This window comes from Klebsiella grimontii, from assembly GCF_900200035.1.
GTDB classification, from domain to species: domain Bacteria; phylum Pseudomonadota; class Gammaproteobacteria; order Enterobacterales; family Enterobacteriaceae; genus Klebsiella; species Klebsiella grimontii.
This window is the reverse complement of record NZ_FZTC01000015.1, coordinates 712,798-729,725: the sequence shown is the minus strand read 5'-3', so window position 1 is coordinate 729,725 and position 16,928 is coordinate 712,798. Positions and strand designations below refer to the sequence as shown.

Sequence of the window (16,928 nt, the reverse complement as noted above, 5' to 3'; positions counted from 1 at the left end):
TTAACAGGCGGCCATCATCAACGCTGCAAATATTAGAAAGTCGTTTTTATTTTTTACCATTAGCCTTACAGAGGATTACCCATGAAGAAATCAACACTTGTTATTGGCGTCATTGGTGCTGACTGCCATGCAGTAGGCAACAAAGTCCTGGACCGCGTTTTTACTGCCCATGATTTTCGCGTAATCAATCTGGGCGTGATGGTCAGTCAGGATGAATATATTGATGCCGCCATCGAAACCGGCGCGGATGCCATCGTCGTGTCGTCTATTTACGGCCACGGCGACATCGACTGCCTGGGGCTGCGCGAACGCTGCATCGAGCGCGGTATTGGCGACATCCTCCTTTACGTTGGCGGCAACCTGGTGGTTGGTAAACATGATTTTGCCGACGTCGAGGCCAAATTCAAAGAGATGGGTTTCAATCGCGTCTTTGCCCCAAGCCACGATCTGGAAGACGTCTGCCAGCTGATGGCGAACGATATCAACCAGCGCCACGGCGTTGAACAGCAGTGTCTGGAAGAGGCTATCTGATGCAAACCGTCTCTGTCGATATCGGCTCGACGTGGACCAAAGCGGCCCTCTTCGCACAGGAGGGGGATGAGCTGACGCTGGTAAACCACGTTCTGACCCCGACCACTACCCATCACCTGGCGGAAGGCTTTTTTGCCAGCCTGAACCAGGTGCTCAACGTTGCCGATGCGCGCCCGCTGCTGAACCGCGGTGACGTGACGCTGAAATACTCTTCATCGGCAAAAGGCGGCCTTGCCGTCGCGGCGATGGGGCTGGTGCCGTCTATTACCCTGGAATCAGCGAAAGTCACTGCCCACTCGGCGGGGGCCAAAATCGCCCAATACTACGCCTACAAGCTCAACCGTCACGATATCCAGGAACTGGAAGCCACGCCGCCGGATATCCTGCTGTTTACCGGCGGCACCGACGGCGGCGAGGAGAGCTACGGCCTGGCCAACGCCCACGCGCTGGCGGAGTCAAAGCTTGACTGCGCCATTATCTATGCCGGAAACCGCGATATTCAGGACGAGGTTCAGGCCATCCTCGGCCACAAAGAGTTGACCACGGTAGACAATATTCTGCCCGACCTCGATCACCCGAACCCGTACGCTGCCCGCAAGGCGATTTGCGATGTCTTCTTATCCCGTATCGTCAAAGGCAAAGGGCTGGACGTTATCGTCGCTGAAACCGGCGAAGAACCGATGCCGACGCCGTGGACCGTCTACGAGCTGGTGAAAACCATCAGCCATTACGACAGCGCATGGAAAGAGTTCATGCTGATTGACATGGGCGGGGCCACCACCGACGTCTACTCCGCCTGCGCCAACACGCTCTCCCCGGATACCGTTCTGCACGGGGTGCCGGAACCGTTTGTGAAACGGACGGTGGAAGGCGATCTCGGCATGCGCGTTTCGGCGGTCGTGGTCGGTGAAAGTACCCGGGAGCTGGTGAATGCGGTGTTTGCCCACCAGCCGCAGCGTCAGGAGGCCTTTTACCGCTACCTGCGCCATCTGGTCGCGCAGCCGGATTATCTGCCGGTTAACGAGGAAGAAAAATATTTCGACACCGTGCTGGCCGGGCTGTGCGTTGGCTACGCCAGCGAACGCCACGCGGGCACCAAAAAACAGGTGTGCACCTGCGTGGGCAACGTCGATTTACAGATGGGCCGCGATCTGACCACGGTGCGCAAAGTCGTGGGTTCCGGCGGATGGCTCTCCCGCGCCAGCCGCTTCGACATCCAGAGCTGGCTGAAATACCGCGAACTGGATGACGACGGCCGACGCATTCTCTTACCGACCCGGTTTGACTATTACCGCGATGCAAAAGGCCTGCTTCCGCTGCTGGCAAACGTTGCCAGGCTCTACCCCGAGCTCGCCGCTCGCACCAGCATTCACTGTTTAACCCTATAAATGAAGGCAGCTACGAATGGAACTTCGAAATAAAAAATTAACCCATGACGAATTCATGACCGAGCGGCATCAGGTATTGCAGACCTGGCATACCGGCAAGGACGTTGAGCACTTCGAAGATGGCGTGAAGTACCAGCAAACCATTCCTGAGAAAAAACGCTTTTCTCACGCTCTGCTGAAGGCCGACCAGGAAGGTAAAACCCTGAGCCAGCCGCGCGCGGGCGTGGCGCTGATGGATGAACACATCGCGCTGCTCAAAACCCTGCAGGAAGAGTGCGATCTGCTGCCGAGCACCATCGATGCCTATACCCGCCTCAACCGCTACGAAGAAGCGGCGGTCGGGATCCAGAAATCCATCGAGGCGGGGACCTCCAAACTGAACGGCCTGCCGGTGGTTAACCACGGCGTCGCCGAATGCCGGCGGATGACCGAAGCGCTGGAAAAACCGGTCCAGGTACGCCACGGTACGCCGGACGCGCGCCTGCTGGCGGAAATCTCCATGGCCAGCGGCTTTACCAGCTACGAAGGCGGCGGTATCTCCTACAACATTCCCTACGCCAAGCGCGTCACTCTGGAGAAGTCGATTCGCGACTGGCAGTACTGCGACCGCCTGATGGGCCTGTATGAAGAGCACGGTATCCGTATTAACCGCGAACCGTTCGGCCCGCTGACCGGAACCCTGATCCCGCCGTTTATGTCCCACGCGGTGGCGATTATCGAAGGCCTGCTGGCGCTGGAACAGGGCGTCAAGTCGATCACCGTCGGCTACGGCCAGGTCGGCAGCCTGACCCAGGACATCGCAGCCATTCGATCTCTTCGCGAGCTCTCCCACGAGTACTTCGGCAATTACGGTTTCGACGATTATGAGCTGAGTACCGTCTTCCACCAGTGGATGGGCGGCTTTCCGGAAGATGAATCGAAAGCGTTCGCCATTATCTCCTGGGGCGCGGCGGTAGCCGGGATGTCCGGCGCCACTAAAGTAATCACCAAGAGCCCGCACGAAGCGTTCGGTATTCCCACCGCGGCAGCCAACGCGCAGGGGCTGAAGGCCTCCCGCCAGATGCTCAATATGGTCAGCGATCAGAAGTTCCCGCCGTGCGCCGCCGTTGATCAAGAAGTGGAACTGATTAAAAGCGAAGTCCGCGCAGTACTGAAGAAAGTGTTCGAGCTGGGCAACGGCGATATCGCCCGCGGTACGGTGCTGGCCTTCGAGGCGGGCGTTCTGGACGTGCCTTTCGCTCCGGCTTCCTGCAACGCCGGCAAAATTCTGCCGGTTCGCGACAATTCCGGCGCTATCCGCGTGCTTGAAGCCGGCGCGGTACCGCTGCCGAAAGACATCCTCGCCCTGCACCACGATTACGTCGCCGAACGCGCGCAATTTGAAGGACGCAAACCCTCATTCCAGATGGTTGTTGATGACATTAACGCGGTATCCCACAGTAAATTAATAGGAAGACCATAATGAAAATTAAACAGGCCCTTTTCACCGCTGGCTACTCTTCATTCTATTTTGACGATCAGCAGGCGATTAAAAACGGCGCGGGTCATGATGGATTCATTTATACCGGTGCTCCGGTAACGCCAGGCTTCACCTCGGTACGCCAGGCGGGTGAATGCGTGTCCGTCCAGCTGATTCTGGAAAACGGCGCGGTGGCGGTCGGCGACTGTGCCGCCGTACAGTACTCGGGCGCGGGCGGCCGCGACCCGCTGTTCCTCGCGGAAAATTTTATCCCGTTCCTCAACGATCATATTAAACCGCTGCTGGAAGGCCGCGATGTCGATACCTTCCTGCCGAACGCCCGCTTCTTCGACAAGCTGCGCATCGACGGCCATCTGCTGCATACTGCCGTCCGCTATGGTCTTTCCCAGGCGCTGCTCGATGCGACCGCGCTGGCCAGCGGTCGCCTGAAGGCGGAGGTGGTTTGCGACGAATGGCAGCTGCCCTGCATCCCGGAAGCGATTCCGTTATTTGGTCAGAGCGGCGACGATCGCTACATCGCCGTGGACAAAATGATCCTCAAGGGCGTTGACGTCCTGCCGCATGCGCTGATCAACAACGTCGAAGAGAAGCTGGGCCTGAAAGGCGAAAAGCTGCGTGAGTACGTGCGCTGGCTGTCCGATCGCATCCTGAGCCTGCGCGCCAGCCCCCGCTATCGCCCGACGCTGCATATCGACGTATACGGCACCATCGGCCTGATTTTCGATATGGACCCGGTTCGCTGCGCCGACTATATCGCCAGCCTGGAGAAAGAGGCGCAGGGTCTACCGCTGTATATAGAAGGCCCGGTGGATGCGGGTAACAAACCGGACCAGATCCGCATGCTGACCGCCATTACCAAAGAGCTGACCCGCCTCGGTTCCGGCGTAAAAATTGTCGCCGACGAGTGGTGCAACACCTACCAGGACATCGTTGACTTTACCGATGCCGGCAGCTGCCACATGGTGCAGATCAAAACCCCGGATCTCGGCGGCATTCATAACATCGTGGACGCGGTGCTGTACTGCAACAAACACGCGATGGAAGCCTATCAGGGCGGTACCTGTAACGAAACCGAGATCAGCGCCCGCACCTGCGTTCACGTCGCGCTGGCCGCGCGTCCGATGCGCATGCTGATCAAGCCAGGTATGGGCTTCGACGAAGGTCTCAACATCGTGTTTAACGAAATGAACCGCACCATCGCGCTGTTGCAGGCTAAGGATTAAGAGATGGCTCGTACCTTTAAGATCTTATCGCCCACGGCTATCCTCGGCTATGGCTTCCCGGAAGAGAGCTTTCGTAAAGCCATGGAAGAGTCGCCGGATCTGATTGCCGTTGACGCCGGTTCATCCGATCCTGGCCCCCACTACCTGGGGGCGGGCAAACCCTTTACCGACCGGGCCGGGGTGAAACGCGATCTGCGCTATATGATCGTGGCCGGCGTGAAAAACAATATCCCGGTGGTGATCGGCACCGCCGGAGGATCCGGCGCCGCGCCGCATCTGGAGTGGTGTCGGCAGATAATCCATGAGATTGCGCAGGAAGAACATCTGTCATTCTCCCTGGCGTTGATTCCGTCTGATGTCGATAAAGCGATCGTTCATCAGGCGCTGGATAACGGCAAAATCACTGCCCTGGATTTTGTGCCGGAGCTGACTCATGAGGCCATTGAAGAGAGCACCTATATCGTCGCCCAGATGGGGATCGAACCCTTCCAGCGGGCGCTGAAGGCCGGCGCCCAGGTAGTGCTGGGCGGGCGGGCGTACGATCCGGCCTGCTTCGCGGCGCTGCCGATCATGCAGGGCTTTGATGAAGGTCTGGCCCTGCACTGCGGCAAAATTCTCGAGTGCGCGGCCATAGCCGCCACGCCGGGCTCCGGATCCGATTGCGCTATGGGGATTATCGACGACAACGGCTTTACGCTGAAAGCGTTCAATCCAAAGCGTAAGTTTACCGAAACGTCTGCGGCGGCGCATACGCTGTACGAGAAGTCCGATCCGTATTTCCTGCCCGGTCCGGGCGGCGTGCTGAACCTGAAAGGATGCACCTTCACAGCCGTCAACGAGGGCGAAGTGTACGTCAGCGGTTCTCGTCATGAAACGACGCCGTACGCGCTGAAGCTGGAAGGCGCACGCCAGGTCGGCTTCCGCTGCCTGACCATTGCCGGAACGCGCGATCCGATCATGATTGCCGGGATCGACACGATTCTCGAAGAGGTACAGGCCAGCGTTAAGCGCAACCTCTCGCTCGCTGACGACAGCATCCGCATGACCTTCCATCTGTATGGAAAAAACGGCGTGATGGGCAATCACGAGCCGATGAAAACCGCCGGGCATGAACTGGGCATTTTGCTCGATGTCGTTGCGCCGACCCAGGATATCGCCAATAGCGTCTGCTCGTTGGTGCGCTCTACCCTGCTGCACTACGGCTATGAAAACCGCATTGCGACCGCGGGTAACCTCGCCTTCCCGTTCTCGCCTTCCGATATTCAGAGCGGCCCGGTATACGAGTTCTCAATTTATCACCTGATTGAAGCCAGCGACGCGCTGCGCTTTGACTTCCATATCGAACAGGTGACGCCAGAAGGAGTTCAGGCATGAAACAATCCCTATGCTCACTGGCGCAGGTGATCCGTTCCAAAAACGCCGGACCGTACGAACTGGTTTTAGATATTTTATTTAAAACCCGGGAGGATTATCAGCGGGTAAAACGTTCTGAACTATTAACTCCGCAGCTCATTGCCGGTTTATATAACGTGAAGCCTGATTTTATTCATCGTATTGTCTGGTTCGATCCGGCCAACGCGGTAAAAATCGTCATGCCACGGACTATTATTTCCGGCAACGTCGGAGACAATGATGTTTATGGCGCTCAGCAGCATGCGCCGTTATTAAGTATTGAGTTCGACCTGTAATTTCTAAAATACAACAACATCCATTGGGGTACAGGATTTCGCTGTATCACTGTATTCCAGACAATTTATGCGGTTGGTCACCACAGGCGTACGTCTGCGCTGCTACCTGGCGCGGGCGTACGCCGCCCTACACCACTTCACCGACTAACCCTGTTCCGATGGAGTAAATATGAAAAAAATAAGTTTAACCAAAATGATCATATTAGGCCTGATACTCGGCATGATTGCCGGGGTGATCATTAATAATATGGCATCAGCAGATACAGCAAAATCCTATGCGCAGGATATCTCCATCTTTACCACTATATTTTTACGCATGGTAAAAATGATTATCGCCCCGCTGGTAATATCAACGCTGGTGGTCGGTATCGCCAAAATGGGCGATGCGAAAACGCTCGGGCGCATATTCTCTAAAACCTTTTTCCTGTTTATTTGCGCCTCGCTGCTGTCGATTGCGCTGGGTCTGGTGATCGTCAATCTGTTCCAGCCAGGCGCGGGCATCAACTTCGTCCCCCACGATGCCGGAGCCGTGGCCGCCGTTCAGTCCGAACCCTTCACCCTGAAAGTGTTTATCTCGCACGCGGTGCCAACCAGCATCGTTGATGCGATGGCGCGCAACGAAATTCTGCAAATCGTGGTGTTCTCCATTTTCCTCGGCTGCAGCCTGGCGGCGATCGGCGAAAAAGCCGAGCCCATCGTGAAGGTGCTTGATTCACTGGTGCACGTGATGCTGAAGCTAACGGGATACGTCATGCTGTTCGCGCCGTTGACCGTTTTCGCCGCCATCTCCGGGCTGATTGCCGAACGCGGTCTGGGTGTGATGGTCAGCGCCGGGATCTTTATGGGCGAGTTCTACCTGACGCTGGGCATGCTGTGGGCGATCCTGATTGGCCTGTCGACGGTGATTGTCGGCCCGTGCATCAGCCGTCTGACCAAAGCGATCTTCGAGCCCGCGCTGCTGGCTTTCACCACATCCAGCTCAGAAGCCGCCTTCCCAGGCACCCTCGATAAGCTGGAAAAATTTGGCGTCTCTTCCAAAATCGCCAGCTTCGTCCTCCCCATCGGTTACTCCTTTAACCTGGTGGGCTCCATGGCCTACTGCTCGTTCGCCACGGTGTTTATCGCCCAGGCCTGCAACGTCCATCTTAGCATGGGCGAGCAGATCACCATGCTGCTGATCCTGATGCTGACCTCGAAAGGAATGGCGGGCGTGCCGCGCGCGTCAATGGTGGTTATCGCCGCGACGCTGAACCAGTTCAACATTCCGGAAGCGGGCCTGATTTTGCTGATGGGCGTCGATCCGTTCCTCGATATGGGACGCTCCGCCACCAACGTGATGAGTAACGCCATGGGCGCCGCCATCGTTGGCCGCTGGGAAGGCGAGCATTACGGTGAAGGCTGCCGCGGCACCGCCCCGGTCAAAAAACCGGAGCAGGATCGCCCTGCCAGCGAAACGTCCGAAGTGGCGATGTCCTGACAGCAACATGGCTATGAGCCCCAGGCCGGATACGTCCGGCCCGGTTCCCTCCAATCATCCCAACAGGACACACCATGAACGTAAAATTTCTCGGCGCCTGCATCTTAACCGCCAGCTTACTGTTTGGCGCCGCCGCGCAGGCGCAAAGCGAGCCGGACTACGCCGGCATTATCGAGCAGGCGCATCAGAAATATAAGAGCAACCACGATGGTAAAGTCGCCGACTATATCCCTGCTCTGGCGAGCTATAGCCCGAATAATTTCGCCATTACGCTCGCCACGGTCGAAGGCAAAATTTACCAGACCGGCGACGTGAAAAAAGCCTTTCCGATGGAATCCCTGAGCAAAGTCTTCACCCTGGCGCTGGCGATGGAACAGCGCGGGCCGCAGGAGGTGCTGGATAAACTTGGCGCCAATGCCACCGGCCTGCCCTTTAACTCCGGCTTAGCCGTGGAGCTCACGCAAGGCGCGCCGGAGAACCCGTTGGTTAACGCCGGCGCCATGAGTACCGTGAGCCTGATTGCGGCGAAAGACAAAACCGAACGCTGGAACAACATTCTCAACAACCTTAACGCCTGGGCCGATAGCTCGCTGCGCGTTAATGAGCCGGTATTTCAATCCGAAATGGAGACCAACCAGCATAACCAGGCGCTGGCGATGCTGATGAAGTCATACCACAGCTTTTATGGCGACCCTCAGGAAGCCGTCGAAATCTATACCCGCCAGTGTTCGGTGGATGTCACCGTCGAGCAGCTCGCCAAAATGGGGGCCGTACTCGCCAATAAGGGCAAATCGCCGTTCAACGGCAAGCAGTTGCTTAATGAACGCTACGTCCCGCAGGTGCTGGCGGAAATGGCGATTGCCGGACTGTACGACGGCAGCGGCAAATGGCTCTACACCGTCGGTATCCCGGCGAAATCGGGGGTCGCCGGCGGAATGGTCGCCGTCGTTCCCGGGCAATACGCTATCGCCGTCTACTCTCCTCCGCTGGATGCAGCTGGTAACAGCGTCCGCGCCCAGCAGACCATCGAGTATGTCGCGCATGCGACGCAGGCCAATCTCTTTATAGCGAAATAGTGAGAAGTAAAATGTCGAAACCCTTTGTCTGGCAGGAACTTTTTGTTCAGAGTAACGATAATACCGAATATGAATTACTAACAAATCAACATGTTAAAGTGACAGAGTTAGATGGGGAAGAGGTTATCAAGGTTGCGCCGGAAGCGTTAACATTGCTGGCTCAGCAGGCATTTTATGAGGCTTCATTTTTCCTGCGCGCCGGGCATTTAAAGCAGATCGCCAGCATCCTGCACGACCCGCAGGCCAGCAGCAACGATAAATACGTTGCGCTACAGCTGCTGCGCAACGCCGAAGTCTCAGCAAAAGGCGTGCTGCCAAACTGCCAGGATACCGGGACCGCCACCATCGTCGCGAGCAAAGGCCAGAACGTCTGGACCGGCGGCAACGACGCTGAGGCCCTGAGCCAGGGCATCTACACCACCTTTCAGGAAAACAATTTACGCTATTCGCAAAATGCCCCCCTTGATATGTACACTGAGGTCAACACGCAGACTAACCTGCCCGCGCAGATCGACATCAGCGCCGCGCCGGGGAGCGAATACCGCTTCCTTTTCGTCAATAAAGGCGGCGGTTCGGCGAACAAAGCCGCGCTATTTCAGGAAACAAAATCTATCCTGCAGCCGGAAAAACTCACCGCCTTTCTGACTGAAAAGATGAAAGCGCTGGGCACCGCCGCCTGTCCGCCGTACCACATCGCCTTCGTTGTGGGCGGTCTCTCGGCCGATCAGGCGTTGAAGGTTGCCAAACTGGCTTCGACAAAATATTACGACAACCTGCCGACCAGCGGAAACGAACTGGGGCAGGCGTTTCGCGATACGTCGCTGGAAGCGGCGCTGCTCAAAGCCAGCCGCGAGTTCGGCATTGGCGCGCAGTTTGGCGGCAAATACTTCGCCCATGATATTCGCGTGATTCGCCTGCCGCGGCACGGTGGCTCCTGCCCGATCGCAATGGCCCTTTCCTGCTCCGCCGACCGGAACATCAAAGCCAAAATCAACAAACACGGCATCTGGCTGGAGAAGCTGGAGCATAATCCGGGCAAGTTTATCCCTGATTCTCAGCGTATCGAAAACGGGGCTCAAAGCGTTCAGCTCGATCTGAACCGGCCGCTGCGCGAAATTCTCCGCGAGATGTCAACGCTGCCCGTGGGCACCCGACTGTCGCTGAGCGGTCCGATCGTCGTCGCCCGCGACATCGCCCATGCCAAACTCAAAGAGCGCCTCGATAACGGCGAACCGATGCCGGAGTACATGCGCAATCATATCGTTTACTACGCAGGCCCGGCGAAAACGCCGAATAATCTGGCCTGCGGCTCACTCGGCCCTACCACTGGCGGACGCATGGATGGGTACGTCGATGCTTTCCAGGCGGCAGGCGGTAGTCTCATCATGCTTTCCAAAGGCAACCGCAGCCAGCAGGTAACCGACGCCTGCCATAAACACGGCGGCTTTAATCTCGGCAGTATTGGCGGCGCGGCGGCCCTGCTGGCGCAGCAGTATGTGAAAAGTTTACGCTGCCTTGAGTATCCGGAGCTGGGGATGGAAGCGGTGTGGATGATGGAAGTCGATAACCTGCCGGCGTTTGTGCTGGTCGACGATAAAGGCAATAACTTCTTCAGCCAGTTCGAGCATCAGCATCGCTGCGCAACCTGCCCGGCGGGGCATTAAGGAGGGTTTATGCACGCGCGTGGAAATCCCGACCGCCACCGTCAGCGCCAGCAAAAGCTGAAAACGCAGGTTGATACCCGCGTGGCGGCGGCTACAGAGCAAAGAGGTATTCTGATCGTCTTTACCGGCAACGGTAAAGGCAAATCCACTGCCGCCTTTGGCACCGCAACGCGCGCCGTCGGGCATGGTAAAACCGTCGGCGTCGCGCAGTACATCAAAGGCCAGTGGGATAACGGTGAATACAATACTCTGCAACCGCTCGGCGTTGAGTTTCACATCATGGGTACCGGTTTTACCTGGGAAACGCAAAACCGGGAGGCGGATATTGAGGCGGCGTCGGCCGTATGGCATGAGAGCAAGCGGATGCTGGCCGACCCGGGCTACGATCTGGTGGTGCTGGATGAACTCACCTATATGCTGGCGTATCGCTATCTGGATACTCAGGAAGTGATTGCCGCTATTGTCAATCGTCCGCCCGGGCAGAACGTGATTGTCACCGGCCGCGGCTGCCACGCCCGATTGCTTGAGCTTGCCGATACGGTCAGTGAGCTGCGCCCGGTGAAGCATGCCTTTGACAAGGGCATTCAGGCGCAGGTAGGAATTGACTGGTAGCTTTATCCGGCTCGCGCTGCGCTTAGCCGGGCTACGGGTTCACAGCGTTCTGCGGGACAGTAGCCCGGACAGGCGCGCCAGCGCCGCCTCCGGGGAAAGTGCCCGGCCTGATACCTCGGCGCGGTTTCTTCCCGGTGGCGCTGCGCTGACCGGGCTACGGGTTCACTGCGTTCTGCGAAACGCCATCAGGCAGCCGACACCACCGATTTTTGCAGCAGCCACTCGCGGAATACCTGTAGATGCCGGGATTCCGCTTTATCCTCCTGCCACGTCATAATAAAGCGGTTTCCGGTACGAATCGGCACATCGCAGGGGATCACCATCTCGCCGCTATCCAGGTCATGTTGAATAGCAAAACGCGGCAGCAACGCAACGCCCAGGTTCGAACGCACCGCCGCAATCAGCATCGAGAGCAGGTCAAAACGCGGACCAATGTTGATCTGCGGGCTGGTGATATTCGACAGCGCAAACCACTCCTGCCAGCCGTGAATTCGCGTGCTTTGATGCAGCAGCGGAAACTCGCTCAGCAGCTCCTCCACCGCCAGCTTCTGCCCGGGTTCGGGCAGCAGCCCGCAGCCGCACACCGGCAGAATTTCCTCTTCGAACAGATACTCAACCTCCGCCCACGGCGAGCAAAAATCCTCGCGCATAATGGCGGCATCGTACTCGCGGCTAAGAAAATCGCCAATATTCGCCAGCGAATGAATATTAACGATAATGCCCGCATGTAATTTATTAAACTCGCGCAGATTGGGGATCAGCCAGTGGGTGCTAAAGGTAGGGTTGACGGCCAGCTCAAGAACCTGCACCGTCGGTTGCCATGTCATAATCGAATTGGTATCACGCTCCAGTTTGTTAAGCGTTTCCTTAACGATAGTCAAATAATGCTTGCCAGCCTCATTTAAAAAAATCCTTTTTTTAGCATGGTTAAATAATGACGTATGGAGGAAATCCTCCAGCGCCGTGACTTGTCGGAACACGGCGCTTTGTGTTAAAGCCAACTCTTCCGCAGCTCGCGTATAACTTTCGTGGCGAGCCACAACCTCAAAGGTCACCAGTAATTCAGTTTTGGGTATTTTTCCTCTCATAACGTCTTCCATTTACGCCGTGCAAAAATTGTTTAATAGATAAAAAAAGCGCGCAAGGACATCCGGTTAGCCCCGTGTGTTATATTTTATTTTACCCTCAGATGTCATTGATCTATTCCATGATTAACGCATACTATAATCGATCAAATAATAACCAATGATACCCAGGCGCTACAATAAACACAATTTAAACAATGTGATTGCCATGCAAATAACGGCAAGAAGTTGTCAATATTTTTTCATATTAACTTGTTTATTTGCGAAGTCAGTCGATGGGCGGTGAAATTTAATTATACGCTGATGAACATAAATGGAAAATTTTCCGCGATCGGTCACACATAATGGACGCTCCAGGAAAAATCTGTATTAAGGTTAAACGGCGGCTAATCGGCCTGCGGAGAAGCCGCCGAGAGACGCCGATCGCGGAACAGTTGCGGGCTGGTGCGGTGAGCCGCGCGAAACACCCGGCAAAAATAGCTGGTTTGCGCGAACTGAAGCTTACGCGCTACGCTATCTATCGAATACCTCGGATCGGCGAGCAGTTCCCCGGCCCGCTGCATTTTTCGCTGATTAACCCAAACTTTAAAATTCACTCCCTGGCGTTTTTTAAAAAACCGGCTAAAATAATTCGCACTCAGACAGACGTGGGCGGCAACAGACTCCAGAGACAACTCGCCATATAAATTCTCATCAATATAGCGTAGCGCCGATATTAATTTTATTTCATGCGGAGATTTTTGCGAATAATAAAACCCCCTTTTCTCCAGCGATGTTTTCGAGCCCTCTTCTTTTTCCTCTGCAGCCGCAGAAATATTATTAATGATAAAATTAAGTAATCTTATTGCCGCCGCCCGATGATGATTATCGGTCGATTTATGATGGTCGCATATAATATAGCCGAATAACTTATCGCCCTGAATCAGCGGTAAGACCAGGAAATTGCCGCTACCATAGCAATCAGGCAATCGATTGTCTTTCACATCAATCACCGTTGCCACCAGCCCTGTTGCCCGAGAAAAAACCTCTGCCAGCGCCCTGAAATAATCCAATACTGCATCTTTGCTCTTTTGCGCCACGTTATTCTCCACAACTTTTGCAAACGCTTAATATGCAAAATAGTGCGGATAAAAAGGATGATGCCGGACGCAAAAAATAATCTCATTTGCGCAGGTGAAAATGATTAAATTGCATGAACGTGCGGCCGGAAGCCGAGTGATACCGGATAGCTCATCGCCAGGCAAAAAAAAAGGCCATCATCAGATGGCCAACCATGTCGAAATTGGACCAGCCCTTAACCATGCAGAAAGTCAGGGCTGTTTTTTTACTTATTACTTAATCACGGTTTTCAGCGCTTCGCCGATATCGGCCAGGCTGCGAACGGTTTTCACGCCTGCTGCTTCCAGCGCCGCGAATTTCTCGTCCGCAGTGCCTTTGCCGCCCGCGATGATGGCGCCCGCGTGACCCATACGTTTGCCTTTCGGCGCGGTCACGCCGGCAATGTAGCCGACAACCGGTTTGGTCACGTGATCTTTGATGTAAGCAGCCGCTTCTTCTTCCGCGCTACCGCCGATCTCGCCGATCATGACGATCGCTTCGGTCTGCGGGTCTTCCTGGAACAGCTTCAGGATATCGATGAAGTTAGATCCCGGGATCGGGTCGCCGCCGATGCCCACGCAGGTGGACTGGCCGAAGCCGTAGTCGGTGGTCTGCTTAACCGCTTCATAGGTCAGGGTACCGGAGCGGGAAACGATGCCCACTTTGCCCGGCTGGTGAATGTGGCCCGGCATGATGCCGATTTTGCATTCGCCTGGGGTGATCACGCCCGGGCAGTTCGGCCCGATCATACGCACGCCCGCTTCGTCCAGCTTCACCTTCACGGTCAGCATATCCAGCGTCGGGATACCTTCGGTGATGGTGATAATCAGTTTAATGCCCGCATCGATAGCTTCCAGGATGGAGTCTTTGCAGAACGGCGCCGGAACGTAGATAACGGATGCGGTTGCACCGGTCGCTTCTACCGCTTCGCGCACGGTGTTGAACACCGGCAGGCCCAGATGGGTGGTGCCGCCTTTGCCCGGCGTTACGCCGCCAACCATTTGCGTACCGTAAGCAATGGCTTGTTCAGAGTGGAATGTACCCTGGCTACCGGTGAAGCCCTGGCAGATAACCTTGGTATCTTTATTAATTAAAACGGACATTATTTCCCCTCCACTGCGGCAACAACCTGCTGAGCTGCATCCGTCAGACTTTTCGCTGCAATAATATTCAGGCCGCTGTCAGCCAGTTTCTTCGCGCCCAGTTCGGCGTTGTTACCTTCCAGACGAACCACTACCGGGACGTTAACGCCCACTTCGGCTACCGCGCCGATGATGCCGTCGGCAATCAGGTCGCAGCGTACGATACCGCCGAAGATGTTAACCAGAACCGCTTTAACGTTGTCATCAGAGAGGATAATTTTGAACGCTTCGGTGACGCGCTCTTTGGTTGCGCCGCCGCCAACGTCAAGGAAGTTAGCCGGTTCGCCGCCGTGCAGCTTAACGATGTCCATGGTACCCATCGCCAGGCCCGCGCCGTTCACCATGCAACCGATGTTGCCGTCCAGCGCGACGTAGTTCAGTTCCCACTGCGCCGCCTGAGCTTCACGCGGATCTTCCTGAGACTGGTCGCGCATTTCGCGCAGATCCGGCTGGCGGAACAGCGCGTTGCCGTCAGCGCCCAGTTTACCGTCGAGGCAGATCAGGTCGCCCTGCCTGGTGATCACCAGCGGGTTGATTTCGATCAGCGCCAGGTCGCGCTCAAGGAAAATGGTCGCCAGACCCATAAAGATTTTGGTGAACTGCTGAACCTGTTTTCCTTCCAGACCCAGTTTGAACGCCAGCTCACGGCCCTGGTAAGGCATCGGACCCGCCAGCGGATCGATGGCGATTTTGTGGATCAGGTGCGGGGTCTCTTCCGCCACTTTTTCGATTTCCACGCCGCCTTCGGTAGAGGCCATGAAGACCACACGACGGGAGCTACGGTCAACGACCGCGCCGAGGTACAGCTCTTTATCGATATCGGTCGCCGCTTCCACCAGGATCTGGTTAACCGGCTGGCCGTTTGCATCTGTCTGGTAGGTCACCAGGCGTTTGCCCAGCCAGTGTTCAGCAAATGCGCGAATGTCTTCTTTGCTCTTAACTACTTTCACACCGCCCGCTTTGCCGCGGCCACCAGCGTGAACCTGACATTTCACTACCCACGGACCCGCGCCGATTTTTGAAGCGGCTTCTTCTGCTTCACGCGGAGTAGTACAGGCATAACCCACCGGCGCCGGTAAGCCATAGCGGGCAAAGAGTTGTTTTGCCTGATATTCATGTAAGTTCATGTGTTCAGTCCATCCTTCAGGGAATAATTATAAACCTGTAGGCCTGATAACGGCGCTAGCGCATGTTAGCCGGCCTACGGTAGGTAATACTCTTGCTGACTACACGTCCAGCAGCAGACGAGTCGGGTCTTCCAGCAGCTCTTTAATCGCAACCAGGTAGCCTACCGATTCACGTCCGTCTATCAGACGATGGTCGTAGGAGAGCGCCAGGTACATCATCGGCAGAATTTCGACCTTACCATTCACTGCCATCGGACGATCTTTAATGGCATGCATACCCAGAATCGCGCTCTGCGGCGGGTTGATGATCGGCGTGGACATCAGAGAACCGAATACGCCGCCGTTGGTAATGGTGAAGTTACCGCCGGTCAGGTCGTCTACGGTGAGCTTGCCGTCGCGGCCTTTTACTGCCAGCTCTTTAATTTTCTTCTCGATATCCGCCATGCCCAGCAGGTCGACATCGCGCAGAACCGGGGTAACCAGGCCGCGCGGCGTGGAGACCGCCATGCTGACGTCGAAATAGTTGTGGTATACCACGTCATCGCCATCGATAGAGGCGTTAACTTCCGGATAGCGTTTCAGCGCTTCAACCACCGCCTTCACGTAGAAGGACATGAAGCCCAGACGGATACCGTGACGTTTTTCAAACGCGTCACCATACTGCTTACGCAGATCCATAATCGGCTTCATGTTGACTTCGTTGAAGGTGGTCAGCATGGCGGTAGAGTTTTTCGCTTCCAGCAGACGCTCGGCAACGCGTTTGCGCAGACGAGTCATCGGCACGCGTTTTTCAGAGCGGTGGCCCAGCTGCGGAGCCGGAGCAGCTGCAGCGGGCGCAGCCGCCGGGGCTGGAGCTTTAGCCGGAGCGTTCGCCAGATGTTTCTCTACGTCTTCGCGGGTCAGGCGGCCGCCAACGCCGGTGCCTTTAATGGCCGCCGCGTCGAGGCTATGTTCCGCGAGCAGACGGCGAATCGCCGGGCTCAGCGCATCGTTGTTTTGTTCTTCCAGAGAAGCCTGCTGGCGCTGGGCCGGCGTCGACTCTTTGGCATCGGCTTTCGCGCCGGACTCTTTGCCCGCGCTGTTGCCTTCACGCAGGCGGCCGAGGATCTGACGAGAGAGCACGGTAGCGCCCTCGTCTTCAATGACCGCGTCCAGAATGCCATCCGCTGAAGCCGGTACTTCCAGTACCACTTTGTCAGTTTCGATTTCTACCAGCACTTCGTCACGAACAACCGCATCGCCCGGTTTTTTATGCCAGGTGGCAACCGTTGCGTCAGCTACGGACTCAGGCAGGTCGGGAACCAGAATATCTACGCTACTCATTATGTATCCTTTAA

The 16,928-nt window shown here is 56.1% G+C and carries 14 protein-coding genes and 1 pseudogene; 10 read left to right on the top strand and 5 right to left on the bottom strand.

What is annotated here, in order from left to right; all coding sequences use genetic code 11:
* Positions 1-81 precede the first annotated feature (81 nt).
* The 10 genes and pseudogenes from glmS (at position 82) to cobO (ending at position 11,139) form a co-directional block, all read left to right on the top strand.
* On the top strand, positions 82-531 hold the full coding sequence (gene glmS / locus KOSB73_RS11185; protein ID WP_049087170.1) for a methylaspartate mutase subunit S: 450 nt from the start codon (positions 82-84) through the stop codon (positions 529-531).
* Positions 531-1,919: a methylaspartate mutase accessory protein GlmL gene (gene glmL, locus KOSB73_RS11180; RefSeq protein WP_098140510.1), complete on the top strand. Its 1,389-nt coding sequence runs from the start codon at positions 531-533 to the stop codon at positions 1,917-1,919. Before glmS ends, glmL begins: the two co-directional genes overlap by 1 nt.
* Positions 1,920-1,935: 16 nt before the next feature.
* Positions 1,936-3,381 carry a methylaspartate mutase subunit E gene (locus KOSB73_RS11175; protein ID WP_024358777.1) on the top strand — a complete coding sequence of 482 codons (1,446 nt, stop codon included), beginning with the start codon at positions 1,936-1,938 and terminating at the stop codon, positions 3,379-3,381.
* Positions 3,381-4,622 carry a methylaspartate ammonia-lyase gene (locus KOSB73_RS11170; RefSeq protein WP_004130566.1) on the top strand — a complete coding sequence of 414 codons (1,242 nt, stop codon included), beginning with the start codon at positions 3,381-3,383 and terminating at the stop codon, positions 4,620-4,622. The genes KOSB73_RS11175 and KOSB73_RS11170 overlap by 1 nt, the downstream gene beginning before the upstream one ends.
* Positions 4,623-4,625: 3 nt before the next feature.
* A complete protein-coding gene (locus KOSB73_RS11165; RefSeq protein ID WP_024358779.1) occupies positions 4,626-5,996 on the top strand; it encodes an acyclic terpene utilization AtuA family protein in 1,371 nt (456 codons plus the stop codon).
* Positions 5,993-6,310 (top strand): DUF4387 domain-containing protein, encoded by a 318-nt coding sequence (locus KOSB73_RS11160; RefSeq protein WP_004133422.1) that lies wholly within the window; start codon positions 5,993-5,995, stop codon positions 6,308-6,310. Before KOSB73_RS11165 ends, KOSB73_RS11160 begins: the two co-directional genes overlap by 4 nt.
* 169 nt (positions 6,311-6,479) lie before the next feature.
* Positions 6,480-7,758: pseudogene (locus KOSB73_RS11155) on the top strand (dicarboxylate/amino acid:cation symporter); the annotation flags it as partial.
* Between the two features lie 103 nt (positions 7,759-7,861).
* Positions 7,862-8,863 carry a glutaminase A gene (gene glsA, locus KOSB73_RS11150; protein WP_064342361.1) on the top strand — a complete coding sequence of 334 codons (1,002 nt, stop codon included), beginning with the start codon at positions 7,862-7,864 and terminating at the stop codon, positions 8,861-8,863.
* 11 nt (positions 8,864-8,874) lie between these two features.
* Positions 8,875-10,527 carry a class I fumarate hydratase gene (locus KOSB73_RS11145; RefSeq protein ID WP_004133427.1) on the top strand — a complete coding sequence of 551 codons (1,653 nt, stop codon included), beginning with the start codon at positions 8,875-8,877 and terminating at the stop codon, positions 10,525-10,527.
* 9 nt (positions 10,528-10,536) lie between these two features.
* Positions 10,537-11,139 carry a cob(I)yrinic acid a,c-diamide adenosyltransferase gene (gene cobO / locus KOSB73_RS11140; protein ID WP_004133429.1) on the top strand — a complete coding sequence of 201 codons (603 nt, stop codon included), beginning with the start codon at positions 10,537-10,539 and terminating at the stop codon, positions 11,137-11,139.
* 185 nt (positions 11,140-11,324) lie between these two features.
* Here cobO and KOSB73_RS11135 read toward each other — a convergent pair whose 3' ends face one another.
* From KOSB73_RS11135 to odhB, 5 genes are all read right to left on the bottom strand, one after another.
* A complete protein-coding gene (locus tag KOSB73_RS11135; RefSeq protein ID WP_004133431.1) occupies positions 11,325-12,227 on the bottom strand; it encodes a LysR family transcriptional regulator in 903 nt (300 codons plus the stop codon).
* Positions 12,228-12,610: 383 nt separating this feature from the next.
* Positions 12,611-13,303 (bottom strand): helix-turn-helix transcriptional regulator, encoded by a 693-nt coding sequence (locus KOSB73_RS11130; RefSeq protein ID WP_049130869.1) that lies wholly within the window; start codon positions 13,301-13,303, stop codon positions 12,611-12,613.
* A 252-nt stretch (positions 13,304-13,555) separates the two neighbouring features.
* Positions 13,556-14,425, bottom strand: coding sequence for a succinate--CoA ligase subunit alpha (sucD, locus tag KOSB73_RS11125; protein ID WP_004100288.1), 870 nt, complete (start codon positions 14,423-14,425; stop codon positions 13,556-13,558).
* On the bottom strand, positions 14,425-15,591 hold the full coding sequence (sucC, locus tag KOSB73_RS11120; protein WP_004130532.1) for an ADP-forming succinate--CoA ligase subunit beta: 1,167 nt from the start codon (positions 15,589-15,591) through the stop codon (positions 14,425-14,427). Before sucC ends, sucD begins: the two co-directional genes overlap by 1 nt.
* A 99-nt stretch (positions 15,592-15,690) precedes the next feature.
* Positions 15,691-16,914 carry a 2-oxoglutarate dehydrogenase complex dihydrolipoyllysine-residue succinyltransferase gene (odhB, locus tag KOSB73_RS11115; protein ID WP_004130530.1) on the bottom strand — a complete coding sequence of 408 codons (1,224 nt, stop codon included), beginning with the start codon at positions 16,912-16,914 and terminating at the stop codon, positions 15,691-15,693.
* Positions 16,915-16,928 lie beyond the last annotated feature (14 nt).

What these genes read in the sequence shown, in the direction of transcription:
- KOSB73_RS11170 (WP_004130566.1), top strand. Translation starts at nt 3,381, where the DNA reads ATGAAAATTAAACAGGCCCTTTTCACCGCTGGCTACTCTTCATTCTAT.
- KOSB73_RS11135 (WP_004133431.1), bottom strand. Translation starts at nt 12,227, where the DNA reads ATGAGAGGAAAAATACCCAAAACTGAATTACTGGTGACCTTTGAGGTT.
- KOSB73_RS11145 (WP_004133427.1), top strand. Translation starts at nt 8,875, where the DNA reads ATGTCGAAACCCTTTGTCTGGCAGGAACTTTTTGTTCAGAGTAACGAT.
- odhB (WP_004130530.1), bottom strand. Translation starts at nt 16,914, where the DNA reads ATGAGTAGCGTAGATATTCTGGTTCCCGACCTGCCTGAGTCCGTAGCT.
- glsA (WP_064342361.1), top strand. Translation starts at nt 7,862, where the DNA reads ATGAACGTAAAATTTCTCGGCGCCTGCATCTTAACCGCCAGCTTACTG.
- sucC (WP_004130532.1), bottom strand. Translation starts at nt 15,591, where the DNA reads ATGAACTTACATGAATATCAGGCAAAACAACTCTTTGCCCGCTATGGC.
- glmS (WP_049087170.1), top strand. Translation starts at nt 82, where the DNA reads ATGAAGAAATCAACACTTGTTATTGGCGTCATTGGTGCTGACTGCCAT.
- sucD (WP_004100288.1), bottom strand. Translation starts at nt 14,425, where the DNA reads ATGTCCGTTTTAATTAATAAAGATACCAAGGTTATCTGCCAGGGCTTC.
- glmL (WP_098140510.1), top strand. Translation starts at nt 531, where the DNA reads ATGCAAACCGTCTCTGTCGATATCGGCTCGACGTGGACCAAAGCGGCC.
- KOSB73_RS11165 (WP_024358779.1), top strand. Translation starts at nt 4,626, where the DNA reads ATGGCTCGTACCTTTAAGATCTTATCGCCCACGGCTATCCTCGGCTAT.
- KOSB73_RS11175 (WP_024358777.1), top strand. Translation starts at nt 1,936, where the DNA reads ATGGAACTTCGAAATAAAAAATTAACCCATGACGAATTCATGACCGAG.
- cobO (WP_004133429.1), top strand. Translation starts at nt 10,537, where the DNA reads ATGCACGCGCGTGGAAATCCCGACCGCCACCGTCAGCGCCAGCAAAAG.
- KOSB73_RS11160 (WP_004133422.1), top strand. Translation starts at nt 5,993, where the DNA reads ATGAAACAATCCCTATGCTCACTGGCGCAGGTGATCCGTTCCAAAAAC.